Source organism: Halobacteriovorax sp. RZ-2 (assembly GCF_043196685.1).
Lineage (GTDB): Bacteria > Bdellovibrionota > Bacteriovoracia > Bacteriovoracales > Bacteriovoracaceae > Halobacteriovorax_A.
Genome location: NZ_JBEBMR010000001.1, coordinates 1056364 through 1082300, shown reverse-complemented (window position 1 = coordinate 1082300; position 25937 = coordinate 1056364). Strand labels below are relative to the sequence as shown.

Here is a 25937-nt window from a genome sequence, read left to right as displayed (position 1 = left end):
TTAACATAAGGGATTTCTAGTTATAATTTTACCATTGATTGGGTGTTACATATAAGTGAGAAATGTTTAAAAAAATAATCTTTACTTCCATTCTTATTCTGAGTGTTGGACTCGGGTATTGGTTTTTTACGAAGAAAAACTTAGGACCTAAGCTTTCAAACGAAGAAATTATCGAAATTGTTAAAACATTGAAGTTTGAATGGGAGAATGCACACCTTGATAAAGAGGGGATGTGTAAGAAACTTAGCTATGTCGATGACCAGTACTATCAATGCTTTCCTGAGTATATGGCCTGCTTACTCGAAAAGAAGCTCGTTAATGTCCATATTAATAAGAAATTAGTACCAATTACGATGAAAGGGAGTTACCGCTACCATCAGATGCCTAGTTATCGCTACTACGACTATACAGTCAAGGCCGAAGGCTTTAGTGAAGATCTTAAGCTTAGCTTCGTGGATAGCTGTCAGGAAGTTTACGTACCACAAAGATATTATCCATTCTTGGCCAATAAGAGGGATGTGACAATTTCATGGGATAACTTCAATCGCAATATTTTTGTTGATAAGTACCATGTTCAAAATTGGGAAGTTCTAAATTGGGCGAAGGCTTCTAAGCATAAACTGGCCCAGCAAGCGGCCGAGAAAATAAAAGAGAGAAATAAGTACTCTTATGCCTACGGCCTATCAATTGATGAAATGGAAGCCTATTGTTCTTTTCAAGGAAAATCAATTTTAAGTGCCCGTGTCTTTGATGCTGTTTCAATTCATCCTGAAGATCTTAATGATACGACAACAAAATACTTAAGAGCTCCTTTCTATCCATGGGAGAGAAAGAACACCAAAACTCTTCTAAATGAAATTCAACGCATGAAAGAGTTTCATATCGATGAGATCACAAAAGAAGAAAGGCTTAAGCTTTGTGAAAAAGATTATTCAAGCGAATGCCTTGATCAAAACTATATTCAAAAAGATAGCAGAAATGTTTCTTGGGCCGGTGTTTATGAAGTCTTTGGTGGTCCACTGGAGTATTTAAGAAATATTATTCATCCTAGTGAAAATATCAAATTGGCCTCATTCTACTTTAGCTGGCATCAAAAAGCTCATCAAACGGGGATGCGAGGCTATTGGGATGGAGAAGGTTTTGGCCTTAATAATATTGCATTTGATCCCTTTACCTCTAGAGAGATTGGCCCTGAGTATAAGATTGCTTTTCGTTGTATGAGGACATTGTAATGAAGATTATTCTAAGTATATTTCTTCTTTTTGGCCTTTTGTCGTGTCAGCAAGAGAAGTTTGACTTTGCAAATGAGCTGGCCTTTACAACAAATTTTGAAATGAATGAACTCTATCAAGGTAGTAAGGGAGTTTATGAACCAAAGAATACGTGGCTTCTTCTTTTTACCTTTAATAAGTATTGCTACTTCTATAAAACCCCATTTAACAAATCTCTTGGAGAGTCTCGAATCACAAAAAGACAAGCAGGGAAGTGTAGCTTTAGCGATGATGCAATTTATTCGAAAGAGGGAATTAAAGACTTTAAAATGAATCTTCATGTCCAAGAAAAGATAAAGCTTAGTCTTATCATTGATGGAGAAAGTTTTAATTATCCTCTACTTAATCATTCTGTCTCAAAAAAATTTGCTCCTTTTAATAACCAGCTAAAGAAATCATTCTTTGGTAATGTCTACGTTAATGGTGGTTTGGATTACTTAAAAACTAAAACACTAAAAAGTGGAACCCTTTGCCATGGTGTAAATATCGAATGTAAGGATGTGGTGAAGTATAAGTGTGATCTTTGTGAGGAAGGAAGTTACGAAGTTGTCGACTTCAATTGTGCGCAAGGTGGAAGTAAGTATTGTGGAAAGGATAAGTGTGGGACGAAGAACCAACCAGCTTGTCCTCGAGGCTATAAGGTTCTTGATACGAAGCTGCCGTCTTTATGCTTCAATGGTTCTCCAGCGGGATTTTGCTCACCGGGACTAAGTACATTTTGTAATGATGAGGGAATTCTAATTTGCCTATAAGATTTCTTTGCCAAAGACAGTAGCAGGCTTAAGCTTTAGACGAGACTTTCTAACATTCTTAATAGCATCAATATCTTCTGGATCAATATAGCAGCTATCAACGGCCTGGTAGAAATGAGAGCAAACTCTAATTTGTTCTGCTTTTACTTCTTTAGTCTTCTTATTAAACATAACGAGAGTGATAAATTCACCGTGTCCAAGGTTTGAGATAATAGGATAGCCCGATACTTGCATATGAGGCTCAAAACTATTTCCTGTAAAAATTAAATCAAATGTATCTGGTGGGAGTCGCTTAAGTATCTTCTCGGTTGCTTCCTTATCTAGAGAGCAATTCTTAAACTTGTAATCAATCTTATCGCTGCACTCTGTGTGAGAGTGTAGGAGCGCAATATTAAGATCGGTTTTTCCTCGAAGCTGTTTTTTGATTTCAATAACTCTAGCGACAATATCGTCAAAAAGGATACCTTCTAGGCCATCTTCTTTCTTTAGTTTTGGCTTATAAGGTGTAAGTCCAATGATTCCTACTTTAATTCCACCGACTTCCTTAATGATATATTCTTGGTTTCCATATTGAGTAAAAGTCGAGTTCGTATCGAGGGAGATAAGGTTAGAGTTCACAAATGGAAGCTCTCTTGGAAGTAGATTATTTTTTAAATTAATTAACTCATGATCAGATAATAAAATTGCATCGTAATTAAAGTTGGCCATTTGGTTAAGGATTAACTCACCGGCCAGGTCATATTCTTTTTCTAGAATCTGACCACCATCAATTAAAATAAGGTTACTAAGCTTCTCTCTAAGGGCCGAAATGAACTTATAAAGAAGTGCATCTCCACCGAATTGAATCTTTGAAGAAACAATCAATTCATCATTATGAGACTCAACTTTTGAATTTAAGTTAGAAGTATAAGCAAAGTAGATAGTGTCTGAGTCTTTTTTAGACAGAAAGCTCTTTTCAGCTTTCATATAGCTATACTTTCGAGAGCTATCACTACAAGAAGTGATAACTCCGATAAGTATCAATATAGATATTAGTAGTTTGTTTTTTTTCAAGTTCTAGTAACTTCTCAAGCCTTAGTAGCTTTTAATTTTTGATAGTTTTTCATATGCAATTGTAAGTGCATTTTCAATTCTATCATAGAGGGCCGGTTCGTTACATAGCCCTAAAGAAATTCTCACCACGCCACGACCAATATCGTCAGTTACTCCCATGGCCTTAAGAACTTTAGATGTCTGAGGATTATTGTCAGAACATGCTGATGAAGTTGTTACATAAATTCCTTCTGACTCAAGCTCCATCTGAACAGCTTGTCCGTGGATTCCTGGATATGAAAGATATGTTGTTGAAGAAAGTCTTGGCGCTTCTTCACCAATGATAACAACTTGTGGAAATTTAGCTTTTATATTTTTTTCAAACTCTTCACGTTTGCTATTAATAGCATCGTGCTTTTGTAGGTTATTCATCGAATAAGTAAGTGCTACTGCAAGAGTTTCATTACCTAGGTAGTTCTGCGTTCCACCACGTAGACCTTTCTCTTGACCGCCACCAATGATAAGTGGCTTTAAAGTCGTTGGGTCTTTTGCAATTAGAATACCTGAACCAGTCATTCCACCAATTTTGTGACCAGCTACGACTGCATAATCAATACCTGACTCTTCAAAGTTAAAACAAGTTTTTCCTATAAATTGAGTCGTGTCACAAAGGTAAGCGACTCCTTGTTCTTGGCAGATTTTTGCAATGTCATTATAAGGCTGGATAACACCAGTTTCATTATTGGCGGCCATAACTGCAACAAGTGCAGTATTGTCGTCGATATGATTGATAAGGTCTTCAATATCAACGATACCATTTGGCTTTGTTTGAAGTGTGTAAACTTCACAACCAAAATTCTCAGCATAGAATTGAGCATTGTTGCTTACCGCTGAGTGCTCAATTCCTGAGATGATAATTTTCTTTTTTGTATTATTTAAAAGAATAGACTGAAAAACAGTAGAGATCCCTTCAGTTGAACCAGAGTTAAAAACTAGCTGACTCATGTGCGCACCTAAAAGCTTGGCACAAACTGAACGAGCATTCTCCATAGCAACTTTTACGCGAGTGCCGACGTGGTGAGTGGCATTTGGGTTAGCAAATGGCCCCTTATTAAGTCGGTTGATAATATACTCTTTAACTTCATTACAAATTGGAGCACTTCCATTGTAATCAGCGTAAATCTCTTGCATGTTGTCCCTCTTCTTCTTTTCTTGTGTATTAAACCTATTACTTACTCAGTTCAAGCATCTTATTAAGTGCTTTTAATGAGTACTCTTTTGTTTTTTCATCTACCTTAATAATGTTTATAGGTTTATTTTCCTTAATTGCTCTAAAGCTGGCAAGTAGCCAACGAGGTCTAACTCGATACATTGTTGTACACAAACACTGGTAAGGTGACAGTGAAGTAATTTCTTTATCAGGGAAATCGTTCGCTAATCTGTTTACAAGGTTGATTTCAGTACCAACGGCAAACTTAGAACCGGTCGGCGCATCCTTAATCTTATTAATGATGTAAGCAGTCGATCCGTTATCGTGTGCTGCTTGTACAACATCAAAGTTACATTCAGGGTGAACGATAACAGTTGTATCAGGCTTATCTTTTTTAATTTGTTCAACTTGAGTTGCAGTAAAGCCTTGGTGAACAGAACAGAATCCGTACCATAGAATGACTTTTGCATTATCGATTTGCTCAGCAGTCAGTCCACCATTAAGCATATTTGGGTTGTAAACAACCATATCTTCTAGTGGAATTCCAAGATCAAAACAAGTGTTACGACCTAGGTGTTGATCAGGGAAGAAAAGAAGCTTTTGTCCTTGATCAAATGACCACTTAATAATGTTATGTGCATTTGATGAAGTACAAATTGTTCCATCATTTTCACCAACAAATGACTTAAGAGTTGCAGCACAGTTGATATAAGTGATTGGGATGATCTTATCGTTAGTTGATCGTTGCATGAAGGCCCATGCTTTATCGATCTCTTCACGATTTGCCATGTCGGCCATTGAACATCCGGCTTGCATATCAGGAAGGATTACATGTTGATCTTCAGAAGTTAGCATATCAGCTGTTTCGGCCATAAAGTGGACGCCACAAAAAATAATATAGTCTTTATCAAGTTTAGCAGCATCTTGGGCAAGCTTAAGCGAGTCACCTTTATAGTCTGCAAATTCAATAACATCATCTTGTTGATAGTGGTGACCAAGAACCACAACTTGATCCTTAAGTTCTTCTTTGATCTTTCTTAACTCAACTAGTACTTCTTCATCTGATAACTCCTCTTGAGAAATTATCGGACGGTGAACTTCTTCTTTTCCGAATAGATCTAACATTTTTCTTCCTTCTCGATTTTAAAATAAGTTATTTGATTGGGTAACCACTTTCGCCCCAAGCAAGGATTCCGCCTTCAAGGTTGTATAGGTCTTCAAAACCTTCCTCTAGTAGAAATTGACATGCTGTTAAGCTTCTCTTTCCACTGCGGCATTGAACAACGATCTTTTTTGACTTATCAGATAGGTGACTTCCAAATTGATTTGCGAAATCAGATAGAGGAATAAAGATTGCACCATCAATATGGCCAGCATCCCACTCATCTTGTTCGCGACAATCTACTAAGATTAGGTCTGTATTCTTGTCCATTAAATCTTTTAATTCACCAACTTCCATAAAGTTAATCATTGTGTCATCTCCTTATATAATTGACGTTTTGGAATTTAAAACATTCTGGCCAACCTGTCACCTGAACATCCTTAAAATTGATTCCAGTTCGTGTTGCGCTAAGTTAAAAAAAATGTTTTATCAGGTATTTGACGTTGCGTGATAGTTTTCTTAACATTTTATATAGATAGTCTTTTATTACGGTCAAAGGGATGACCGAGGGAGCTTACATGGAAGTTATTACGGTTGCAAATAACAAGGGTGGTGTTGGAAAAACAATGCAGTGCTACCAATTAGCGACACACTTAGCTAATAAAGGGAACAAAGTACTTGTTATTGACCTAGATTCACAGGCCAATCTAAGTTCAACTTTTAATCTACAAATTCACAGAACTCTTATTCCTGAGTGGTTAATCGGTGACGTTACAATTGAAGACGTTATGGTTCCATCAGAAGGTAAGGGAAAATTTCATAAGAATATCACTGTTATTCCATCAAGCCGTCATATGGCCAATCTTTCTAAACTACTAATCCTTTCAGAAGGTGAGATTAGAAAGGAAGCTGGTCGTAAGGAAAGGCTTATGAGACTTAGACTTGAGCAAGCTCAAGGAATGTTTGATTACGTTGTAATTGATACTCCTCCAATGCTTGGTGATGAACTTATTATGGCACTAGTTGCTTCTAATAGAATTCTTATCCCAACGCAAGCACAGGACTACTCAATTGATGGCCTAGAAGAGTTAATGGATACTTTTGAAATTATTAAAGAAACTGAAAATCCATCACTGGAATTTTCAATTATTCCATCAATGGTTAATACTAGAAGAAAAATTGAAAGACAAAGACTTGAAGAACTTGCTCAGTCTTTCAATATTACGCCACCAATTAGAAATCTTGTTCAAATGCAAGAATCAATTTCGTTAAGAAAACCTATCTGTAAGATGGGGAAAAAGTCTCGTGGTCATGGTGACTACACGGCACTTTGGGAATCATTAAATCTATAATCTATAATTTTTGAGACACATGGATGTGTTTCGCTTTTAAAGGGGCCATGTGTGTGTGACTGGCCCTCTTTAAAGGAAAACAGTCTCAACATAGGGAAGAGGAATTTATGGCAAAAGACTTTGCTCCAAGAGTTTCTAAAAGAAAAAGAAAGACAATCGATCTAACTGAAGGTCTCGATAGTAAAGTAGTTGAAAGACTATCAGGTGACCGCCTTCTTCAGGGCGCAAAACTTGATGAGGTTTTTCTAAAAGAAATCGTTGTTAAAGAACAGGTAAGAACAAAGTTTAATGATAGTTCTTTAAAAGAGCTTTCGGAAAATATTAAACAAAACGGTCTAATTCAACCGCTTGTTCTTCACAAGGATAAACTTGGTAGACTTGTTCTAATCTGTGGTGAGAGACGTTATCGTGCCATGACACTTATTAATAAAGAGAAGTGTCCTTGTTTCATTCTTGATAAGAAGTCTGAACAAGAGTTAATGGCAATTCAATTCTCTGAAAACTCTTCAAGAGAAGCGCTTCACTATATTGATAAAGCTGATGGTATTTTAAATTACCAAAAGGCAACGAAAGCAAGTGAAAGAAAGATCCAAGCTGCACTTGGTATTTCAAAATCAGAAGTACACCGTTCTCTAATGATTGCTAAAATGGGCAAGAAAATAAAGGAAGCGGCAAAAGCATTTAATATTGAAAAGTATGTTCTTCTTGAGCTTGATGCTCTTGAAAAAGGTGCTCTAAAAACTAAACTGACTAAGATGCTTTATAAAGGCGAACTAACTAAGAGAGCTGAACTTAAGAAGGCCATTAAAGATGGTGGTGTACTAAAAGCTGGTAAAGTTAAAAAGGCTCCTAAAGTTCCTAAGGGACTAACGGCAAATGCTTTCATCAAAACACTTAAGTCACAGGCAAAAACGAAAAAGCTTGATAAAGAAACACAAGCACTTCTAAACCAACTTCTAAAAGAAACTCAAAATATCGTCGATATGTAGTTAATAGATTTTAAATTTAATAAAAAGTAAGAGAGCGAGGCATAGTCCTCGCTCTTCTTTTATATTTTCTTAGCCTAAGTTTGACTCTTGGCATCACCATTGCAAGTTATAATACAGAAGAGACATTACTTAACGTAATTTAAGGGACTTATGATGGTAAACAAGGCTAAAATCTACACACACTGTTCAAAATTTATCCAATTTGGCTTGTTAGTGTTCACAATTCAGGCATCCGCAAGTGATATTTCACTTTTTAAGTCATTCAACCCAAGAGTTAAGGTCGCCCAGGCCAAGGCCCGTACACCGCAGAGCTTTTATGCAGATGTGGATTATACGCCAAAGCCTGAAGAATATAAGACTTTTCTCGATTACGTCTTTGTTTACGATAGAGCTGGTGTTCTTCAGCGAATGTCTAATCACTATCAACAGCTGCAAGAGCGTGATGAATATGTAAAGAATTGGGATCTTTCTACGACAACTATGTATCGTCTTTCAACAATGGATGAGAGAAAGCGCTACTTTAATAAGCAATTTTTAAAGTATATCGACAAGAGAATTTCAGGTTCGATTAAGGCCGCAAAGAAAGGCTCAACAATGGCCGCTGTTGGAAATATGAAAGACACACTTTCCCCAAGTTCAGAAGCTGAGCTACTTCCAAATTTTAAAGTTAAGTTTAGAGCAAAGGTTTTAAAAGGCCTTGCAACGATTAAATTTGTAAATCCATATCTCGATGCAAACACACACCTTTCTCTATCTGATGGCGTGACAATGCAATTACAGAAAAAGTTCAATGATAATCGCACGATTGCTTCGATTGATTATAACCCTGCTGGGACGACGGTAGAATTATATGTTGAACAGGCCATTACAAATAACTTAAGGGCCAGAGCGTCTTCAATCGATATGGTTGGGGGAAGTAACGCTGATCATGTGTTTCGCGTCAATTATCATGCACCATTCAATTTCTAATTAACCGAATTAGCCAAAAAAAGTCAGCTTTTGCCTCAACCAAAAGCTGGCTCATCCGTTATATTTGAAGTAAATTAGTCATTATTTTACACGCTTAACGGAGTTATTAAAAAATGAGCAATCTTCTAGATAATCCACTATACCAGGATGCCATTGCGCAATTAGAAGAATCTTCAGCGATTATGGGACTAGACCCAAACGTTGCTGACAGACTTAAACACCCAAAAAGAGCACTTCAAGTTGCAGTTCCTATTCGTCTAGATGACGGTACTGTTAAGACTTTTCAAGGATTCAGAGTTCAGCACAACATGACTCTTGGACCTGGAAAAGGTGGGGTACGTTTTCACCCAGGTGTAGACCTAGCAGAAACAGCAGCTCTTGCGATGCTTATGACTTTTAAATGTGCCCTTGTTGGTCTACCACTTGGTGGAGCAAAAGGTGGGATCTGTGTTGATCCAACAAAACTTTCTCGTCAAGAACTTCAAGGTTTAACGAGAAGATACACAACTGAAATTAATATGATTATCGGTCCAACGATTGATATCCCAGCTCCAGATATTGGAACTGACGGACAAACAATGGCGTGGATGCTTGATACATACTCACAGCTAAAAGGTTATACTGTACCAGGTGTTGTTACAGGTAAGCCAATTACTGTTGGTGGTTCTCTTGGACGTAGTGAAGCTACAGGTAAAGGTGTTGCATTCTGTGTAAACTTTGCTGCAAAGAAACTTGGAATGAATATCGATACGAATACAACTGTTGCAATTCACGGTTGGGGTAAAGTTGCTGTTCCTGCAGCACAAGACCTAAGCGCTCAAGGTGCAAAGATCGTTTCTGTATCTGATGTTTCAGGTGCAATCTATGATCCAAATGGTTTAGATATTGAAAAAGCAGTTAATTGGGCCAAAAATGGTGGCCTTCTTGCTGATATGGAAGGTGTTGAAAAGATTTCTAACGAAGAACTTTTTGCTCTTGATGTTGATATTCTAATTCCAGCTGCAATCGATGGTGTTATCACTGAAAAGAATGCTCACAATGTAAAAGCTAAGATCATTGCAGAAGGTGCAAACGGTCCACTTAATAAAGCAGCAATTGATATTGTTACTAAGAATGGTTCATTCCTAGTTCCAGATATTCTTTGTAACGCTGGTGGTGTTATCGTTTCTTACTTTGAGTGGGTACAAGGTCTACAGAACTTCTTCTGGGATCTTTCAGAGATCAATAAGAAACTTCACGACATCCTAAAAGATGCTTTCGAGAATGTTTACGAAGCTCACCAGAAATATGAAATCGATATGAAGAAGGCCGCTTTCGTTGCCGCTCTAAGAAGACTAGAGAGAGCAATGAGACTTAGAGGTCTTTTCCCAGGTTAATATTTATATGACAATTATAGGCGCGTCCTTGTAGGGCGCGCTTTTTTTTTATTATGAAATATATTGCAACACTTCTTTTTACATTCTGTTGTCTTGCTAGTGTCACTAGTGAGCTTGTTACGGGCGCTGATCGTAAAGTTTTCAGCTACGCAAAGGTGTGCGAATTCTTTGGTGTAAAAGATGCAATGTTAATGAGTAAATCTTCCTCAACTAAGATTGATTGCATGGGCAAAGAATTTGAAATTGTAAAATTCTGCGAGTCCAAGTTTTCAAAAAAATTAAACTATACAAAAGCACGCTTTGATCTTGTTGATGGGAAAGTATCTTGTCACTTTTCTGATACTGTTATCCTCGAGTTGGTTTGCAAGGACAAGTATGAGAAGTTTTGTAAGGATGCTAAAGGTTCATGTGAGAACCTAAAGAAAGACTTCGCTCACTCTCTAGAAGTTTCTTCAGCGATGATTCTAGAAATTTACCCACCTCATTTAAAATGTTTTTACCAGTCAAAAGCTAAGATCCCTAATTCTAGTAATTTATAATTTCTAATTCTTTCACACCTCTTGCACTTCTAGTGATAGGAGGGATTATGCACAAGCAAATGCTAGGTCTTCTACCTCTTGGAGGTAAGGGACATTTAACAGAACTTTATGGTTATGCTTCAAAGGGAGTACCTGGTCTTGAAATCGTAGGTCTTGGGCCAAAGGGGAAGTCTATTAAAGAAAAATTTATTTTTCTCTCTAAGAAGTACAACTTAAAGATCTCACCGAAGCGCTATGTTCTTTGCATTGATGATAATATGGTTTTGGCCTCTTTAAGTTCTAAAGAAGAACTCTATCGCTGGCTTGAATTGCCACTTTTAATTCTTTACTGGTCGATGGCCGGGGTCCTTCCTATACAAAACTTAAATGACTGTCTTTGTGCAGGAAGAATCTCAACACGGGGAAAGATCGAGCCATTTCGATTTGATGAAACATCACAGGCCTTCTTAGAAAGATTAGATGCTATGAGCTTAAAAGTAATTGCAAGCTACACTCAGGATCTTCGAGGACTTACGTACTTTATTCCTCTTGATGAGATCATAAAGTTTCCAGATGCTTCGTAAGTTATTGTAATTATTTGCCATGTCGGAAAGTAATTCTTTTTCTTGTGCGTAAGTTATGCGTAAGTTATACTAACTTTCATGGAAAAGAAAATTAGAGCAAAACTACCGATTGCAAATTGTGGACTCTTTGGAATCAGTGAGGATCACATACAAAATTATCAATCTTTAGATGATCGTTTTGTACAGAATCGTTCTGCGACATTTTTCTTTGAAGCACAAGGTGACTCGATGGAGCCACTGATTATGCCCGGTGACGTCCTGGTTATCGATCGTTCTTTAGAAGTAAGGAGTGGTCGAGTTGCCGTGGTTTATCTGGACGGAGAGTTCTTGTGCAAGAGATTCATTAGACAAGATGGGGAAACCATTTTGCGCTCACACAATCCTCTGCATCGAGACATTATCATCTCTGAAGAGATGGACTTCTTGGTGTGGGGGCCAATTGTGGCCGTGGCCCGTGACATGAAAGAGTTGTGAGGCCTTTATGGAAAAAGTGTATGCGCTGGTGGACTGTAATTCCTTCTTCTGCTCTTGTGAAAGATTATTTCGACCTGGATTAAGAAATAAACCTGTTGGTGTCTTATCAAATAATGATGGGTGCTTTGTCTCTCGCACTCCTGAGCTTAAGGCCTTGGGAGTAAAAATGGGGGACCCATACTTTAAAGTAAGGAGGCTTTGTGAGTCACACAATGTTCATGTTTTTTCTTCTAATTTTTCTCTGTATACAAATATCAGTGATCGGGTAATGCACGTTCTCGCAACCTTCGCTCCATCGATTGAGATCTACTCTGTTGATGAAGCCTTTATTGATTTAACTGGTGTAAGCGGAGATTTAAACGAATACTGTCAGCGTATTCGCCAAACAGTTTTTCAGTGGACTGGGATTCCCGTTAGTATTGGTGTTGCACCAACTAAGACTCTTGCGAAGGTGGCCAATCATATTGGCAAAAAGTCACAGAAGGCCCAAGGTGTCGTTTGTATTTTAGATGAGAAGTTGCAGGATATTGCTCTTCAGCGCACACCGATTGAAGACGTTTGGGGAGTCGGAAGAAAGAATAGTATTAAGCTTAAAAGTATTGGTGTGAAAACAGCATATGATTTTAAGAAATTTAAAAATACTCATGTTATCCAAAAGCTTCTAACAAAATTAGGGCGTATGACCCAAGATGAACTGCGAGGAATTACTTGCTTTGAGCTAGAAGAGGCCCAGCCTAAGAAGAAGGAAATTCTTTGTTCTCGAAGTTTTAGCTCAAGTGTTGTGGACTTAAAAAGTTTACGAGAGTCAGTAGCAAATTATGTCACAAATGCTAGTGAGAAGATGCGTAACCAGCAAAGCCTATGCTCAACAATTGAAGTGTTTTGCTTAAGCGATCCACATAAGGTTGATCAAACTCCTTACTATGGAAGAGATAAGGTAAAGCTTCTTGGCCCAACAAGTGACACAAGAAAAATTATTAAATACGCATGGGCGGCCCTTGATGATCTCTTTCGTATGGGAGTCTGCTTTAAGAAGGCCGGGGTTAAGTTAGGAGAGTTTTCTGATTCAGAGATTGTTCAACAAAGTCTCTTTGAGGAATTGGATGATCCACGAAGTGTGAAACTAATGGAAGTTATTGATAAGATAAACCGACGAGAAGGCAGCGGCATGGTTAGGTCCATGGCATGTGGAGTCGACAATCAAGCTTGGAAGATGAGACGAGAGATGGTTTCGCAAAGATATGTGACGGGTTGGGCCCAACTACCAAAGTGCTCATAGTTGTTTTAAAAGAGTGCATGGCGTTAATTGTGACTATTATTGCCTTTGGTCGAAGAGGTGACTATAATGGCGAAATGAGCATATTTAAAGACAAGATTAATATATTTGAAGCAGTAGTGTTAACATCAATCGCCCATATGGTAATTTTTGGGATGTATTTTGCAAGTGCAAACCCTGAGTGGTTTTCGGGTGTCTATACCGTTGAGGATGGATTCTTAGAAGTACAGCAGGCCATCTATTTATTACTTGTTTCATTTGTCTGTCTATGGCGCTACTTTAAGTTAAAAGGTACGAAGCCAAAGTTATTCTCTTTTGCACTTCTTGGATTTGCTGCCCTTTTCTTCTTTGGGTTTGGAGAAGAGATTGCTTGGGGACAGAGAATTTTCAATGTTGCAGCACCTGAGTTCTTTCAGCAGTACAATACGCAAAATGATATTACACTTCACAACTTAAAGTTTGGTGACTTTAAAGTTAATAAAATTATCTTTGGTCTTATCATTGGAATTATCGTTGGGGTTTATGTATTAATTCTTCCGTTCTTATATAGAGCAATTGGATTTATTCAATACCTCGTTGATGACTTTGCCGTTCCTGTTCCAAAGTTAATGCACTCATTCTTTTACCTACTAATGTTTATCTTAGTAAGTCTAATTGATCATGGTAAAAAAGGTGAAGTTGGAGAGCTTGTAGGATGTGCAATGTTCTTCGTTATCTTCTTATTCCCTTATAACGACAAGACTTTCCAGAGGTCGTAAGATGAAGGACTTCGATGAGTTAAATGCCATAAGCGAGTTAACTAATATCGAAGATCCTCTAATTCGTTGTCGAGAAATTACCCGAATCAGTCACGAAGGTGATAGCTACCCAATTCATAGCTTTGAAATTGGCAGCACTGATACTAGTGCTCCTGTTCTAGGTTTATTTGGTGGTATTCACGGTCTTGAAAAAGTCGGTACTCAAGTTGTCGTGACATATCTTTCTTCACTATTTAAGCAGCTTTCTTGGGATGAAGAATTAAGACGAAGTCTAGAGAAATTTAGAATTGTATCCATTCCTCTGATCAATCCATGGGGGATGTATCACCACCGTCGCTCTAATCCCAATAATGTTGATCTCATGAGAAACTCACCATCACGAACTCATGAGAAGACTAAATTTCTACTTTCTGGTCATAAACTCTCAGAGAAGCTTCCTTGGTATCAGGGAAATAGCGAGCAAATGGAGCATGAACTTCAAACCCTTGTGGACTATGTAAGAGAGCATATCTTCTCTTCTCAACGTGCCATCTCCGTGGACTTTCACTCAGGCTTTGGTCTTAGAGACCGTCTTTGGTATCCGTATGCTCGAACGCTTACGCCATTTAAGCATATAACGGAAATGGAGAATCTAGAGTACCTATTAAATGAAACTCATCCTCATCATATTTACCGAGTTGAGCCGACTTCTGAGAGCTATACGATTCAGGGTGATGCTTGGGATTACCTATATGATGAGTATATAGCGAAGAATCCAGACGGAGTTTATCTTCCGTTAACCCTTGAGATGGGAAGTTGGATTTGGGTTAAAAAGAATCCATTACAGATTTTTAGAAGAGGAGGTTTATTTAATCCTCTCAAATCTCATCGTTATGATCGAACGATGAGAAGGCATATTATGTTAATCAAATTTCTCTTTCGAGCTGTTGGAAGTTCAAAGGCATGGGTGAAAAGGTAAGTTATGAATTGGTTACTTCTTAGGGGCTTAGCAAGAGATAGTCGTCACTGGTATGAATTTCCAGAATATGTGGAAAAAATGAAGGGCACACAAAAGGTCTTTGCCATTGATTACTTAGGTGTTGGTAGCAAGAACGAAGAGAAGTCTCCTTTAAAAATTTCTGATTATGTGGAAGATATGAGAGATGAATGGCTCAAGCTTAAAGAAGAAAATGAGGGCCCATGGAGTGTTATTGGTATTTCAATGGGGGGAATGATGGCCCTCGATTGGTGTGAGCGCCACGCCGATGACTTTGAGCATGCGGTTCTTTTAAATACTTCAACGAGTGATTCTGGAAAGATCTATCACCGTATGTCTATTGAGGCCATGAGAACGTTTTCAAAACTTGTTTTTAATAAAGATCACCGCGAGCGTGAACGAAAGGCCCTTTCATTAACAGTTAAAATGAAAGAGTTATCTGATGACTTACTTGATGCTTATGCAGCTTACTTTGAAGAGAGGCCACTTAATCGAGTTAACTTTGTTAGACAATTAATTGCGGCGTCTCACTATCGTCTTCCAAAGAAAATAAAGGCCGATGTTTTATTGCTTGCAGGAAAACAAGACAAGCTGGCAAATTATAAATGTAGTGTTGAAATTTCAAAAAGGCTTGGTGCCACGCTTGAACTTCACGAACAAGCGGGACACGATTTACCTATTGATGATCCAGAGTGGATCATAAAGAAGATTGAAGAACATTACTTTGATAGTAAGTAAACTTCTTCTTTTAATGGTTCATAAGAGCGTGCTTTAAGGGCCGCCTTAATATGAGGCCACTTTACTCTTCTTTTCCATTTTTGCCACTTTGCAAGAGTTCTAAGATCCTTGCGATATTCAAGTGGAGTTTTTGATTCAGCAGTAATCACAACAGCATTCTTCTTTTCTAAGAAAGTTGCAATTTGACTATATTTAATCGGCTCGACATTCATCTCTAATGTTTGTTCATGAAAATAAGAACGACGATCAACTAGTGCCACTGTCTTATCTTTAAAAAGGCCATGAGCGGCTTGTGGAACTGGTAAAATATAGAATTGTGAAGCAACAACTGACCAAAGAAAAATTAAATAAAGTCCCATTGTATTGAAAGCAATAAGCATTTTCTTTTTGAAAATAAAAATATTTGTCACAATAATAAGAGAAACAAATAGTAAGTTAGCAACGATTGTTACTCCATCCGAAAAATACAGTAGGAGAAAACCAACGGCCAAGAAGAGTAGGTTGATTGGTAAGAAGATTAAAAGAATACCTTTTGCCTTCTCTCTAATGGTCTCTAGGTCAATTTGTAATAGCATAAACGCCATTAAAAATGGAATCGATGGGATTGCATAGTGATGCGATCTTTGTGATGGAATTAACCAAGTGATAAAGAAACATAGAAAATGGACAAAGAAGAAATATGTTTCATCATTTAGGACTTTGAAATTCTCTCTAACTTTTTTCCAAGCAAATGGAAGAACAAGTAGCCATGGTAGTGCATATAGAATAAGGCCCTGGAATACCTTAATCATTGGCATTGGCTTTTGATCAAATTTCCCAACATTTTCTCTTACAAAGAAGTAATTAAAGAACTCTTCTCCATAGTTTAAATAACTAATGTAGTACCAAAGACAACTTAGGACTGTAATTGAAAGAAAGTAGAAAAAGCACTCTTTAATGATAAAGCGCTTTTCTTTCTTGAATAAGAAGACTTGATAAAGTGACATGGCAAGAAAGCTCATGACAATTGTAACAGGCCCTTTTATTAGCGCAGCTGCTGCTCCAAAGAGAACTGCCCAGATAAAGTATTTCTTTGCTTTTGTTTTTAAGTAGTCAAAAAGAAAGAGTGAACTAATAAATGGAAGAAGCGATAGTGATGTCTCCATCATAAATGTTCGGCCAAACTTGATTGCACCATAACTTCCTAAGAAGAAGGCAAGTGACAAGAGTGGTTCAACACTAAATCTTCTCTTTAACCAAACTGCCGCTAAAATTCCCAGGGCGATTGTTAAAAATGCCATAGAAGCACGAGCGCCTGTTAGAGACGATTCTCCCATTAGTACATAAATCGGAAACGGAAGCCAGAAGTGAACTGGTGGTTTCGACCAATGTCTTTCTCCGCGGTAGTGAGGAGTCATTATATTATTTGTGTCATACATCTCTTGTGAGATCTGAACATATAATGATTCAGTTCCTTGCCTTGGAGCACTGATATTTCCAATATCCCAGAAGTAGAGAATTGAAAAAAGGAATGTGAAAATAATAAATAATTTTTTGTTTGAAATATTTGTCATACTTTTAAACTTCGTTTTATTTTGACAGGGTTCTTACCATGTCTACGTATTTTTCTTCCACTTCAAATTTCTTACCAAGACACTTCTCTAAGTCCTCGATAACAACTTGACCATTTTGTTCAGCAGTTACAATTGCAGTCTTTCCTTCAAGTAGCGATTTAACTGCAAGGTGTCCCATTTGAGTTGCAATAAAGCGGTCACGCCCCGTTGGGTTACCTCCACGCTGGATGTGCCCAAGGATACAAACACGAGAATCAATTTTATGATCTTCTAACAGTTTGTTGTGAACATAGTGTGAAAGACCTTCAGTCTCACCTTCGGCAGCGATAATGATTGAAGATCCTTTTCCACGTTTAAGTCCACGTTTAATATCTGCAGCAATTGTATCAACATCAACATTACTCTCATCTTGAATAGGGAAGATGATATTTTCAGCACCAGTACAAAGACCGACGTGTAGAGCAATGGCCGGTGACTTACGTCCCATTACTTCGACAATAAAAGTACGATCATGAGAGTGGGCCGTATCACGAATCTTATCCACTGCTTCGATTGCCGTTTGTACAGCTGTATCAAAACCGATGGAATAGTCTGTTCCTTCGATATCATTATCAATTGTTCCTGGGATTCCAACGACTGGAACACCATGTTCCTTGTGAAGCTCCCAAGCTCCATTAAATGATCCATTTCCACCGATTACAACTAGTGCATCAATATTCTTTCTTTTAAGAATGTGGGCAGCTTCTCTTCTTATCTCTGGTTGCATAAATTCAGGACAACGAGAAGTTTGAAGAATTGTTCCACCTTTTTGAAGAATGTTACCAACACTTGCGGCATCCATTTTGTGTTGCGATCCTTCGAGTAGACCTGCAAAACCACGACGAATTCCATAAATCTCAATATCATTTGCAATACAAGTACGAACAACTGCCCTAATCGCACAGTTCATTCCTGGGCTGTCGCCCCCGCTGCAAAGGACAGCAATTGTTTTAATCGACTTTACATCTTTTTCAACTTCGCTCATAAATATTCCTATTCAAAAATATGATGGCCAGTAAAACTCGCTGGACGATCAATCCCCATAATATAAAGACACGTTGGAGAAACATCCATTAGTGAATGGTCTCCTGGTGCAATTGTAAAAGCTTTATCTTTTAATGCGCTATTAACAACACAAAATGGTACAGGTGCTCCTGTGTGTGCAGTATGTGGCGTTCCATCTTTATGTGTCATTTGATCACTATTACCGTGATCGGCTGTGATAACAATTGTGATATTTTCCGCAAGGCACTTCTCGACTAATTTCCCAACACATTCATCCAATGTTTCAATGGCCTTAACTGCCGCTTCATACTTTCCTGTGTGACCAACCATATCTGAGTTCGCAAAGTTTACAACACTAAAGTCAAAGTCACTTAATTTTGCAATTAATTGCTCTGTTACTTCTGGCGCACTCATTTGTGGTTTTTCATCATAAGTCGAAACTTCTTTAGGAGAAGGAATAAGAAAATGCTCCTCATTTGGAAATGGCTTCTTCTCTCCACCATTAAAGAAGAATGTGACGTGTGCATACTTCTCTGTTTCAGCAATCTTTAACTGCTTCTTTCCTATGCTACTTAAGTATTCAGTCATTGTTCCCTGAAGTTTCTCTTTATCAAATAAAATTGGAAGCTCCATTTCATCAGGAATGAATGGTGTCATACAAAGAAACATGGCCGGAAAGAATGGCCTTTCAAATTCAGTAAACTCTGGATAGTTAAATGCCATTGTTAACTGAATGGCGCGATCTGGTCTATAATTAGTAAAGAAGACGCAGTCTCCTTCTTTAATAGCATAGTTCTTACTAAAGAGAGCTGGTGCCACGAACTCATCTGTGCGGCCAGCTTCATATTCACTATTAAGGTAATCAAGAGGTGATAAGTCTGTTACTTCACCATGGCCTAGGAACATATCGTATGCTTTCTTAATTTTTTCCCAACGGCGATCGCGGTCCATTCCAATTGAGCGCCCTTGCATAGAAGCAAAGTGTGATCCTTCAAAATCTACGATCTCTTTTAGATACATCTCTCCACATGCCGGTGGTGTATCTCGTCCATCCATAAAAGCATGTAAGAAAACTTCAATGCCTTCTTTCCTAAGGCACTTAATGATTTCTTTTGTATGTTCAATATGTGAGTGAATCCCACCATCAGATAAAAGTCCCATTAAGTGGATGCGATTGTTATTCTTCTTTGCAACGTCGATGAGCTCCTTTAGTTTAGGTAGTTCACCAAAAGTATGATTCTTAATTGACTCATTAATACGGACAAGGTCCTGGCGAATTGCTCGACCAGCTCCAAGATTCATATGGCCAACTTCAGAGTTACCAACAACTCCCTTTGGTAGACCAACTAAAACCCCACCTGCTTGGATTGTTGTATATGGATAATCTTTAAACAGTCCGTCCAAAACTGGAGTTTTTGCATCTCGAATCGCGTTCTTTTCTGTGTTTTCACTGATTCCAAAGCCATCTAAGATGATTAGAAGGGCCTTTTCACTAATATTTTTGATCGACATAAATATTTTCCCGTTAAAAGCTTGTTCAGTCCTTATTCTAATACTACCCAAAGATTAGACAAAATACTCTATCGTGTTCACTTTTTAAACACCACGACTTTCTAAAGGACTGTAATCTCATCTTAAAACTTGGCACACAACTTGTATATATATAGGCAAATACTTTAAACACACACAAACACAGAGAATATTGGAGATTACTATGAAACTTAACCTTAAGAACACAATACTTTCAGTTATTGTTCTAGCTTCGCTTGTCAGCTGTGGATCTGATAGTGGAGGTGGCGCTGGAGGTAACCTCAACTATGGAAATTTCCCTGCAGGCTCAGCAAGTGAATATGTTGATACAGCAAGAGGTCTACCAAGTAGCCTTAGTAGTGCTGATGAACTATCTCAAGCAATTGTGAATAATAATTTTGCAAATAGAAGCACTGGCGATACTGAGTATCCAATTTATACAATCTCTAGTTTTGATAACTTATCTGGATCAAACAATTCTGGAGATTGTGACGACTTTGAAATATTTGGAATGAGTTTAGGAACTATCTGTACTTCATCATCATCTTCTTCTTCTTCGTTGAATTATACTATAGGTGGTTATCGCGGATTATATAGAGATGGAAGACTTGCACGTAGTAATGATTCTTTAGATGGAGCATTTGGATCAACTATTTCTGAGTTGGCAAGCTTCTTAGCTAATAAAGTACAAGAGTCAGATGCAAATGGTACACTTTTTAAACGTTACGGAAATGGATATGCACCATATAAAGATGGAATGTGTAACGACTATAATTGGGTTAGAAACTACTATGGTGGATATATTCAGTTTTGTCAGCAAGTTGCTCAAACTTATTCAGTAGAGTGGATTGTGACAATTAATGGAAAAAGAATGCTTATCAATATGAATGCACCACTTGCGCAACAACCTGTTCTAAGAGCTACAAGCGTTGGAGTTTCTGCTTACTAATCAATAAAAAACGACTTTAAATTTATACCTGACAAAAAAGCGCGGCAATGTCTGCGCTTTTTTATTAAATTTAACCTAATTTACTCCGGCTATTTTGTGTCTACACGTGCATGAAATCTGAACATCCATTATAATAGAACTGTTTTAGTATTAAAAAAGGACTATTATATGGCAAAGTATCGTACAGATTTAATGGATGTGAATTTCAATCTATTTAAAGCGTGCAAAATTCAAGACGAAGCAAGCGAGCTTGGGTATGGTGAAGCTGATTTAAAAGATATCCTAACTCAATTTGATAAATTCGTTGAAAATGAAATTTATCCAACTCGTCAGATCAGTGATGAGATTGGCGTAAAGCACGTTGATGGAAAAGTTATTGTTCCAGAAGTTTTTCACCAAGCAAATAAGGCCTTCTATGAGAATGGTTGGTATGCACTTGGTTATCCTGAAGAGGTTGGTGGAATGCCAGCTCCTCACGCAATGAAAGTTGCATGTACTTCAATGGCAATTGGTTCAAATGTTGCGTGGTCGATGTACTACGGACTGTCTCAAGGTGCCATGAATGTAATTCTTAAGGTTGGCTCTCAAGAGCAAAAAGATCTTTTCGTTACCAAAATGATGACTGGAGAATGGGGAGGCACGATGTGTCTTACTGAGCCTGGTGCGGGGTCTGATGTTGGAAATGCAAACACGACGGCAAAGCCTCTTGATAACGGAAAATATACAATTAATGGTGTAAAGATCTTCATTTCTTCTGGGGAGAGTGATCTTTACGAAAATAATATTCACCTCGTACTTGCAAGAACTCCAGGTGCACCAGAAGGAACAAAGGGACTTTCTCTATTTATCGTCCCACGCTTTAACGTTGAAACTGGTGAGTCAAATAATGTTAAGTGTACGAAGCTTGAGCACAAAATGGGAATCCATGCACAAGCAACTTGTGAGCTTACATTTGGGCAAGATGGTGAGTGTGTTGGTGAACTAATTGGGAAAGAGTTTGATGGAATGAAGAATATGTTCATCATGATGAATGAAGCAAGACTTCTTTGCGGACTTCAAGGTGAAGCACAGTCAAATCTTTGTTTTGAATTAACTGAGCAATATGCAAAAGAGCGCTCTCAATTTGGTACTGAGATTATTAATATGCCAGATGTTAAGAGAATGCTTCTTAAAATGAGATCAACTGGACGCGGGCTTAGGGCATTGTCTCTTTATACGGCAAATCTATTTGATAAGGCCGAAAAGGGTGATGAAGAAGCGGATAAAGAAATCGCTCTATTCACTCCAATCTGTAAAGGGTTCTGTACAGATGAGGGTGTGAATATCGCCAGCGATGGTGTTCAGGTTCACGGTGGTTATGGTTATTGTACAGAGTATGGAATTGAACAGTTTATGCGCGATACAAAAATTGCGACAATCTATGAAGGAACAAATGGAATTCAGGCCATCGACTTTGTCATGAGGAAAATCCTAATGGATAAGGGTGAAACATTCTTTAATGTTGGTAAGAAGATTCACGCAACAATGAATAGAGAAGAAGCGAAGGCTTATCCACACGAAGTTTCAATGATTGGAAAATCAATGGAAATGAGTGAAGAAGTTGTGAAGAAATTTGGTTCTTTCATGGCAGCAAACAATCAGAGTGCAGTACTTGCACATGCAACTGATTTCTTAAGCTATTGTGGAAACCTTGTTGTTTCATGGTTACTTCTTGAACACGCTTGTATTGCTCAAAACGAGTTAAAGACAGCAACAAGTGAAGAAGAGAAGAAATATTATCAGTCTAAAATCGATGATTTTAAAGTTTTCTGTCAGTACCAATTAACTAGAAATATTGGACTCGCACATAGTGTTTTAAACTTCGAGGAAGATTTAACTTCGATTAATGTTTAATTAAAGATTAAGCACAAGGGTATGTGAGAGATGGAAATAATGGAAAAAGGTGTCGACCTATTTAATGAGGCGACTCGTGGTAGTACAGACTACTACAAAGACAATGTTTATATTATGAAGAAAAAAGGAGAGTATGCTCCTTTAAGCTTCATGAAGAAGAAAGTTGAAGGCTTTGATGAGGAAGGCTTACTGAGCCGTGGTTTTATCTATGACTCCTTAGAGCTTGTAGGTGATAAAGAATTTTTAGAATGGTATGAAAAGCAATTCTCTCGCAAGATGAAGAGAACTCATGCTAAGCAAGTTCTAATTATTCACTTACCAGATAATAAAAGAATTTTTGATGCCATTGAAACAGTTAATAAGGTTTATGACATCCTTCGTGATGAACGTATTATCTTCAATGGTAAGAAGCTCCCTGTACAGTTAGGTGAGTGGTACGCAAAGTGTATCTTTGGACTAATGCAGAAGAAGTCGACTTCTCAACGTGGCTTTGATTTCTACGTTGGTGAAAAAAGAATTGAGGTTGTCGTTCACTGGGGTGATCAAACTTCACCAAAAGGTGTAAAGGTTAGAAAGTCACTTTGTGATCTCTCTGCAAGTGTAATTATCATTTATCTTGCACGTAATTTTATGATTAGAGATATTTGTCTCTTGGACTCAGATTACGTTCTTAGAAAGTTTGCAGGAAAAGGACATACCTTATTCTTAAAAGATTCTGATATTGGAACATACTTCTTTTCTAAGTCGACAAAGCATAAGGATAAAGTCGTAAATAAGAATGCTCTTCTTAAATACGCCCTTCCTAAGCTTGCGATGAATCTAACTGAATTCTTAGAAAGCTAAGTTTAAACTAATTCATATTTTAAAAGGCGGCATTCAATGTCGCCATTTAAAAACTCAGTTTTCTTACTTGTTTTCAAACGAATATTCTTTCTAAGTGGCCCATGAGCCGTAAGAATGAATGCAGTTGAACCCTTGAAGTTATTCTTAAGAGTTTCACCCATCTCAAAGTAGAAGTCATTAATCTCTAGTCCACCAATGGCCTGAATACGTTCTCCGTATGGAGGGTTAAATAGCATCATACCTCTTTCAAAGCCTGCTGGCGCTTGAGAGCCAATGAAGTTTTCACAACCAAAGTTTACGAAGTCAACACGGCCAAAGCAGTTGAGAAGGTGAGTTCTCATTAGCTTGAAGTTTTCAACATCGGCATCATTACAATAGAACTTATCACTTGGAATTGAATCAATTCTTTCCTGAGAGTCCTTCATAATTTCGTGAACTTTATCAAAGTACCAATCAACTAGGTTTGAATCGTGAAACCATGGTTGCCCAGTAAATGAATATGGCGTTGTATTTTGCTTAAGCCTTAGGAAGGCCGGCGATAATTTTAAGTAGTAGAAGATTGCTTCAATAAGAATCGTTCCAGAACCCGCCATTGGGTCGTAGAAAGGCCCTTGGCAATCCCATTTTGTTTCAGCGACAAGGGAAGCGGCTAAGTTTTCTCTTAGAGGTGCGCGGTGACCACTTTCACGGTACCCACGTTTATCAAGAGAAGTTCCAACCATGTCAGCATAGATGATAACTTTGCAACCTTCTTTAACTTTTTCAACACGTTGAAGAAAGCTCACATTTGGTTCATTAGTCTCAACATTTGGACGCTTATTAAATTTCTCTCTCATATAATCAACAAGAGAGTCTTTTAGAGTTTGAGATAAGAAAATTGAACTTCTGAAAAGCTCCTTACTTTCTCCATCTAAAAGAGTATTGATTTTAAAAGTTTGCTCTGGAGTAATATAATCTTCCCAAGGAAGCTCACTTGCTCTCTTGTAGATTTGTTTTTCGTTGCGGATATAGAAGAAGCCAACTTCCTTAAAAACACGAGAAGCAATTCTAGCATTGAAAATATATTCAATAGTTGCCTTGTTGCGGGCCTTAAATGCAGCTCCACCACGGCCGGCCTTGGCCTCGATTCCGTTGGCACGTAGCTCATTTACTAGGTATTGTTCACAACCTCTCGGGCATGAGGCAAAATAAAAACTTTTGTCATTAATGACTTTGTTCGACTTCTTATAATTTTCCATAGGCGAGATTTATGCTTTATTTAGGTATGTGTCAAAGAAAAAGCCTTAAGTTGGTAAAAATTCGTTCATTTTCCTCAATAAAATAGGCTAAATTCCTCTGTATAGGCTTCAAACTTGACGGATATACTGTTATAGTTTCGGACATAAAATATATTAAGATTTATTCATACATAAAGTGAGGAAACATGAGCTTTACAGATTACAAAGTAGCAGACATCTCTCTAGCTGACTGGGGAAGAAAAGAAATTAAAATCGCTGAAACTGAAATGCCGGGACTAATGTCTCTAAGAAAAGAGTTTGGAGCGTCAAAGCCACTTAAAGGTGCAAAGATCGCTGGTTGTCTTCACATGACTATTCAAACAGCTGTACTTATCGAAACTCTTGTTGAGCTAGGTGCTGAAGTAAGATGGTCTTCATGTAATATTTATTCAACTCAAGATCAAGCTGCTGCGGCTATCGCTGCTGCTGGAATTCCTGTTTTTGCTTGGAAAGGTATGAACGAAGAGGAATTTGACTGGTGTATCGAGCAAACTCTTAAGTGGGCAGATGGATCAGCACTTAATATGATCCTTGATGATGGTGGTGACCTTACAAATATGGTTCACGACAAGTATCCTGAGTTAATCGAAGGAATCAAAGGTCTTTCTGAAGAAACAACTACAGGTGTTCACAGACTATATGAAAGAGTTAAGGCCGGAACTCTTAAGATGCCAGCAATCAATATCAATGACTCTGTAACAAAGTCTAAATTTGATAACCTTTACGGATGTAGAGAGTCTCTTGTTGACGGTATCAAGCGTGCAACTGACGTTATGATCGCAGGTAAGACTTGTGTTGTTGTTGGTTACGGTGATGTTGGTAAAGGTTCAGCTCAATCTTTCAAAGGTCTTGGAGCTAGAGTTATCGTTACTGAAATCGATCCAATTTGTGCTCTTCAAGCAGCAATGGAAGGTTTCGAAGTAATGAAAATGGATAAAGCAGCTCTTGAAGGTGATATCTTCGTTACAACAACTGGTAACTACCACGTAATCAATGCATCTCACCTTGATAATATGAGAGATGGTGCAATCGTTTGTAACATTGGTCACTTTGATAATGAAATCGATATTAAGCACCTTCACAATAACTTTGAAGAAGATAATATCAAGCCACAAGTTGATCTATACACAGGAAAAGATGGTAAGAGAATCATCCTTCTTGCTCAAGGTCGTCTAGTAAACCTTGGTTGTGCAACTGGGCACCCTTCATTTGTTATGTCGAACTCATTCTGTAACCAAGTAATTGCTCAAATGGAACTTTGGGATAATGCTGGTAAGTATGAGAACAAAGTTTATATGCTACCTAAGCACCTTGATGAAAAAGTTGCTCGTCTTCACCTTGAGAGAATCAATGTTGAAATCGATACTCTTTCTCCTCAACAAGCTGAATACATCAGCGTACCAGTTGAAGGTCCATTCAAGCCAGAACACTACCGTTATTAATTTAACAAATACTCAAGCCTCCTTCGGGA

The 25937-nt window shown here is 37.9% G+C and carries 25 protein-coding genes; 17 read left to right on the top strand and 8 right to left on the bottom strand.

What is annotated here, in order from left to right:
• Positions 1–62: 62 nt before the first annotated feature.
• Complete coding sequence (locus tag ABMA78_RS05105) at positions 63–1232, top strand: hypothetical protein (RefSeq protein ID WP_392857674.1); 1170 nt, start codon at positions 63–65, stop codon at positions 1230–1232.
• Complete coding sequence (locus ABMA78_RS05100) at positions 1232–2023, top strand: hypothetical protein (protein WP_392857673.1); 792 nt, start codon at positions 1232–1234, stop codon at positions 2021–2023. The genes ABMA78_RS05105 and ABMA78_RS05100 overlap by 1 nt, the downstream gene beginning before the upstream one ends.
• Here the strand turns inward: ABMA78_RS05100 and ABMA78_RS05095 are convergent.
• From ABMA78_RS05095 to ABMA78_RS05080, 4 genes are read right to left on the bottom strand one after another with little or no spacing between them, the layout of a single operon-like run.
• Positions 2018–3046, bottom strand: a complete 1029-nt coding sequence (locus ABMA78_RS05095; RefSeq protein ID WP_392857670.1) for a hypothetical protein — start codon at positions 3044–3046, stop codon at positions 2018–2020. The genes ABMA78_RS05100 and ABMA78_RS05095 overlap by 6 nt on opposite strands.
• A 51-nt stretch (positions 3047–3097) precedes the next feature.
• Positions 3098–4246: a cysteine desulfurase family protein gene (locus tag ABMA78_RS05090; RefSeq protein ID WP_392857668.1), complete on the bottom strand. Its 1149-nt coding sequence runs from the start codon at positions 4244–4246 to the stop codon at positions 3098–3100.
• A 37-nt stretch (positions 4247–4283) separates the two neighbouring features.
• On the bottom strand, positions 4284–5390 hold the full coding sequence (gene nadA / locus ABMA78_RS05085) for a quinolinate synthase NadA (protein ID WP_392857667.1): 1107 nt from the start codon (positions 5388–5390) through the stop codon (positions 4284–4286).
• A 28-nt stretch (positions 5391–5418) separates the two neighbouring features.
• Positions 5419–5736, bottom strand: a complete 318-nt coding sequence (locus ABMA78_RS05080) for a rhodanese-like domain-containing protein (RefSeq protein WP_392857665.1) — start codon at positions 5734–5736, stop codon at positions 5419–5421.
• A 209-nt stretch (positions 5737–5945) separates the two neighbouring features.
• Between ABMA78_RS05080 and ABMA78_RS05075 the strand changes: the two genes are divergently transcribed.
• From ABMA78_RS05075 to ABMA78_RS05025, 11 genes are all read left to right on the top strand, one after another.
• Positions 5946–6719 carry a ParA family protein gene (locus ABMA78_RS05075; RefSeq protein ID WP_392857663.1) on the top strand — a complete coding sequence of 258 codons (774 nt, stop codon included), beginning with the start codon at positions 5946–5948 and terminating at the stop codon, positions 6717–6719.
• Positions 6720–6826: 107 nt separating this feature from the next.
• Positions 6827–7708 carry a ParB/RepB/Spo0J family partition protein gene (locus ABMA78_RS05070; RefSeq protein ID WP_392857661.1) on the top strand — a complete coding sequence of 294 codons (882 nt, stop codon included), beginning with the start codon at positions 6827–6829 and terminating at the stop codon, positions 7706–7708.
• Between the two features lie 150 nt (positions 7709–7858).
• On the top strand, positions 7859–8677 hold the full coding sequence (locus ABMA78_RS05065) for a hypothetical protein (protein WP_392857660.1): 819 nt from the start codon (positions 7859–7861) through the stop codon (positions 8675–8677).
• Between the two features lie 113 nt (positions 8678–8790).
• Complete coding sequence (locus ABMA78_RS05060; RefSeq protein WP_392857658.1) at positions 8791–10053, top strand: Glu/Leu/Phe/Val dehydrogenase; 1263 nt, start codon at positions 8791–8793, stop codon at positions 10051–10053.
• A gap of 53 nt (positions 10054–10106) precedes the next feature.
• Entirely contained in the window at positions 10107–10592 is a 486-nt protein-coding gene (locus ABMA78_RS05055) for a hypothetical protein (protein ID WP_392857656.1), read from the top strand.
• Between the two features lie 47 nt (positions 10593–10639).
• A complete protein-coding gene (locus ABMA78_RS05050) occupies positions 10640–11155 on the top strand; it encodes a hypothetical protein (protein ID WP_392857653.1) in 516 nt (171 codons plus the stop codon).
• Between the two features lie 78 nt (positions 11156–11233).
• Complete coding sequence (locus tag ABMA78_RS05045) at positions 11234–11629, top strand: LexA family protein (RefSeq protein WP_392857652.1); 396 nt, start codon at positions 11234–11236, stop codon at positions 11627–11629.
• A 7-nt stretch (positions 11630–11636) separates the two neighbouring features.
• Positions 11637–12908, top strand: coding sequence for a Y-family DNA polymerase (locus ABMA78_RS05040; RefSeq protein WP_392857649.1), 1272 nt, complete (start codon positions 11637–11639; stop codon positions 12906–12908).
• A 74-nt stretch (positions 12909–12982) separates the two neighbouring features.
• Entirely contained in the window at positions 12983–13663 is a 681-nt protein-coding gene (locus ABMA78_RS05035) for a hypothetical protein (RefSeq protein ID WP_392857647.1), read from the top strand.
• A gap of 1 nt (position 13664) precedes the next feature.
• Positions 13665–14621: a DUF2817 domain-containing protein gene (locus tag ABMA78_RS05030; protein ID WP_392857645.1), complete on the top strand. Its 957-nt coding sequence runs from the start codon at positions 13665–13667 to the stop codon at positions 14619–14621.
• A 3-nt stretch (positions 14622–14624) separates the two neighbouring features.
• Positions 14625–15377 (top strand): alpha/beta fold hydrolase, encoded by a 753-nt coding sequence (locus ABMA78_RS05025; protein ID WP_392857644.1) that lies wholly within the window; start codon positions 14625–14627, stop codon positions 15375–15377.
• Here the strand turns inward: ABMA78_RS05025 and ABMA78_RS05020 are convergent.
• Genes ABMA78_RS05020 through gpmI form a run of 3 tightly spaced genes read right to left on the bottom strand, consistent with a single transcriptional unit; the run spans position 15359 to position 19486 of the window.
• Positions 15359–16930 (bottom strand): ArnT family glycosyltransferase, encoded by a 1572-nt coding sequence (locus ABMA78_RS05020; protein ID WP_392857642.1) that lies wholly within the window; start codon positions 16928–16930, stop codon positions 15359–15361. The genes ABMA78_RS05025 and ABMA78_RS05020 overlap by 19 nt on opposite strands.
• A gap of 16 nt (positions 16931–16946) precedes the next feature.
• The gene (pfkA, locus tag ABMA78_RS05015) at positions 16947–17924 is read right to left on the bottom strand and encodes a 6-phosphofructokinase (protein WP_392858016.1); all 978 of its coding nucleotides are present in this window, start codon (positions 17922–17924) and stop codon (positions 16947–16949) included.
• Positions 17925–17962: 38 nt separating this feature from the next.
• A complete protein-coding gene (gene gpmI / locus ABMA78_RS05010; protein ID WP_392857640.1) occupies positions 17963–19486 on the bottom strand; it encodes a 2,3-bisphosphoglycerate-independent phosphoglycerate mutase in 1524 nt (507 codons plus the stop codon).
• Positions 19487–19688: 202 nt separating this feature from the next.
• Here gpmI and ABMA78_RS05005 point away from each other — a divergent pair, with 202 nt between their 5' ends.
• From ABMA78_RS05005 to ABMA78_RS04995, 3 genes are all read left to right on the top strand, one after another.
• Positions 19689–20453, top strand: coding sequence for a hypothetical protein (locus ABMA78_RS05005; RefSeq protein ID WP_392857638.1), 765 nt, complete (start codon positions 19689–19691; stop codon positions 20451–20453).
• 168 nt (positions 20454–20621) lie between these two features.
• Positions 20622–22346 (top strand): acyl-CoA dehydrogenase, encoded by a 1725-nt coding sequence (locus ABMA78_RS05000; RefSeq protein ID WP_392857636.1) that lies wholly within the window; start codon positions 20622–20624, stop codon positions 22344–22346.
• 30 nt (positions 22347–22376) lie between these two features.
• Entirely contained in the window at positions 22377–23189 is an 813-nt protein-coding gene (locus tag ABMA78_RS04995) for a hypothetical protein (RefSeq protein WP_392857635.1), read from the top strand.
• 2 nt (positions 23190–23191) lie between these two features.
• Here the strand turns inward: ABMA78_RS04995 and ABMA78_RS04990 are convergent, their stop codons facing one another.
• Positions 23192–24427 carry a class I SAM-dependent RNA methyltransferase gene (locus tag ABMA78_RS04990; protein WP_392857634.1) on the bottom strand — a complete coding sequence of 412 codons (1236 nt, stop codon included), beginning with the start codon at positions 24425–24427 and terminating at the stop codon, positions 23192–23194.
• Positions 24428–24612: 185 nt separating this feature from the next.
• Here ABMA78_RS04990 and ahcY point away from each other — a divergent pair, with 185 nt between their 5' ends.
• Positions 24613–25908 carry an adenosylhomocysteinase gene (gene ahcY / locus ABMA78_RS04985; RefSeq protein WP_392857631.1) on the top strand — a complete coding sequence of 432 codons (1296 nt, stop codon included), beginning with the start codon at positions 24613–24615 and terminating at the stop codon, positions 25906–25908.
• Positions 25909–25937 lie beyond the last annotated feature (29 nt).

Excerpts from the sequence above, each read along its gene's own strand:
- ABMA78_RS05105 (WP_392857674.1), top strand. The coding sequence starts at position 63 with ATGTTTAAAAAAATAATCTTTACTTCCATTCTTATTCTGAGTGTTGGA.
- ABMA78_RS05100 (WP_392857673.1), top strand. The coding sequence starts at position 1,232 with ATGAAGATTATTCTAAGTATATTTCTTCTTTTTGGCCTTTTGTCGTGT.
- ABMA78_RS05090 (WP_392857668.1), bottom strand. The coding sequence starts at position 4,246 with ATGCAAGAGATTTACGCTGATTACAATGGAAGTGCTCCAATTTGTAAT.
- nadA (WP_392857667.1), bottom strand. The coding sequence starts at position 5,390 with ATGTTAGATCTATTCGGAAAAGAAGAAGTTCACCGTCCGATAATTTCT.
- ABMA78_RS05080 (WP_392857665.1), bottom strand. The coding sequence starts at position 5,736 with ATGATTAACTTTATGGAAGTTGGTGAATTAAAAGATTTAATGGACAAG.
- ABMA78_RS05075 (WP_392857663.1), top strand. The coding sequence starts at position 5,946 with ATGGAAGTTATTACGGTTGCAAATAACAAGGGTGGTGTTGGAAAAACA.
- ABMA78_RS05070 (WP_392857661.1), top strand. The coding sequence starts at position 6,827 with ATGGCAAAAGACTTTGCTCCAAGAGTTTCTAAAAGAAAAAGAAAGACA.
- ABMA78_RS05065 (WP_392857660.1), top strand. The coding sequence starts at position 7,859 with ATGATGGTAAACAAGGCTAAAATCTACACACACTGTTCAAAATTTATC.
- ABMA78_RS05060 (WP_392857658.1), top strand. The coding sequence starts at position 8,791 with ATGAGCAATCTTCTAGATAATCCACTATACCAGGATGCCATTGCGCAA.
- ABMA78_RS05055 (WP_392857656.1), top strand. The coding sequence starts at position 10,107 with ATGAAATATATTGCAACACTTCTTTTTACATTCTGTTGTCTTGCTAGT.
- ABMA78_RS05050 (WP_392857653.1), top strand. The coding sequence starts at position 10,640 with ATGCACAAGCAAATGCTAGGTCTTCTACCTCTTGGAGGTAAGGGACAT.
- ABMA78_RS05045 (WP_392857652.1), top strand. The coding sequence starts at position 11,234 with ATGGAAAAGAAAATTAGAGCAAAACTACCGATTGCAAATTGTGGACTC.
- ABMA78_RS05040 (WP_392857649.1), top strand. The coding sequence starts at position 11,637 with ATGGAAAAAGTGTATGCGCTGGTGGACTGTAATTCCTTCTTCTGCTCT.
- ABMA78_RS05035 (WP_392857647.1), top strand. The coding sequence starts at position 12,983 with ATGAGCATATTTAAAGACAAGATTAATATATTTGAAGCAGTAGTGTTA.
- ABMA78_RS05030 (WP_392857645.1), top strand. The coding sequence starts at position 13,665 with ATGAAGGACTTCGATGAGTTAAATGCCATAAGCGAGTTAACTAATATC.
- ABMA78_RS05025 (WP_392857644.1), top strand. The coding sequence starts at position 14,625 with ATGAATTGGTTACTTCTTAGGGGCTTAGCAAGAGATAGTCGTCACTGG.
- ABMA78_RS05020 (WP_392857642.1), bottom strand. The coding sequence starts at position 16,930 with ATGACAAATATTTCAAACAAAAAATTATTTATTATTTTCACATTCCTT.
- gpmI (WP_392857640.1), bottom strand. The coding sequence starts at position 19,486 with ATGTCGATCAAAAATATTAGTGAAAAGGCCCTTCTAATCATCTTAGAT.
- ABMA78_RS05005 (WP_392857638.1), top strand. The coding sequence starts at position 19,689 with ATGAAACTTAACCTTAAGAACACAATACTTTCAGTTATTGTTCTAGCT.
- ABMA78_RS05000 (WP_392857636.1), top strand. The coding sequence starts at position 20,622 with ATGGCAAAGTATCGTACAGATTTAATGGATGTGAATTTCAATCTATTT.
- ABMA78_RS04995 (WP_392857635.1), top strand. The coding sequence starts at position 22,377 with ATGGAAATAATGGAAAAAGGTGTCGACCTATTTAATGAGGCGACTCGT.
- ABMA78_RS04990 (WP_392857634.1), bottom strand. The coding sequence starts at position 24,427 with ATGGAAAATTATAAGAAGTCGAACAAAGTCATTAATGACAAAAGTTTT.
- ahcY (WP_392857631.1), top strand. The coding sequence starts at position 24,613 with ATGAGCTTTACAGATTACAAAGTAGCAGACATCTCTCTAGCTGACTGG.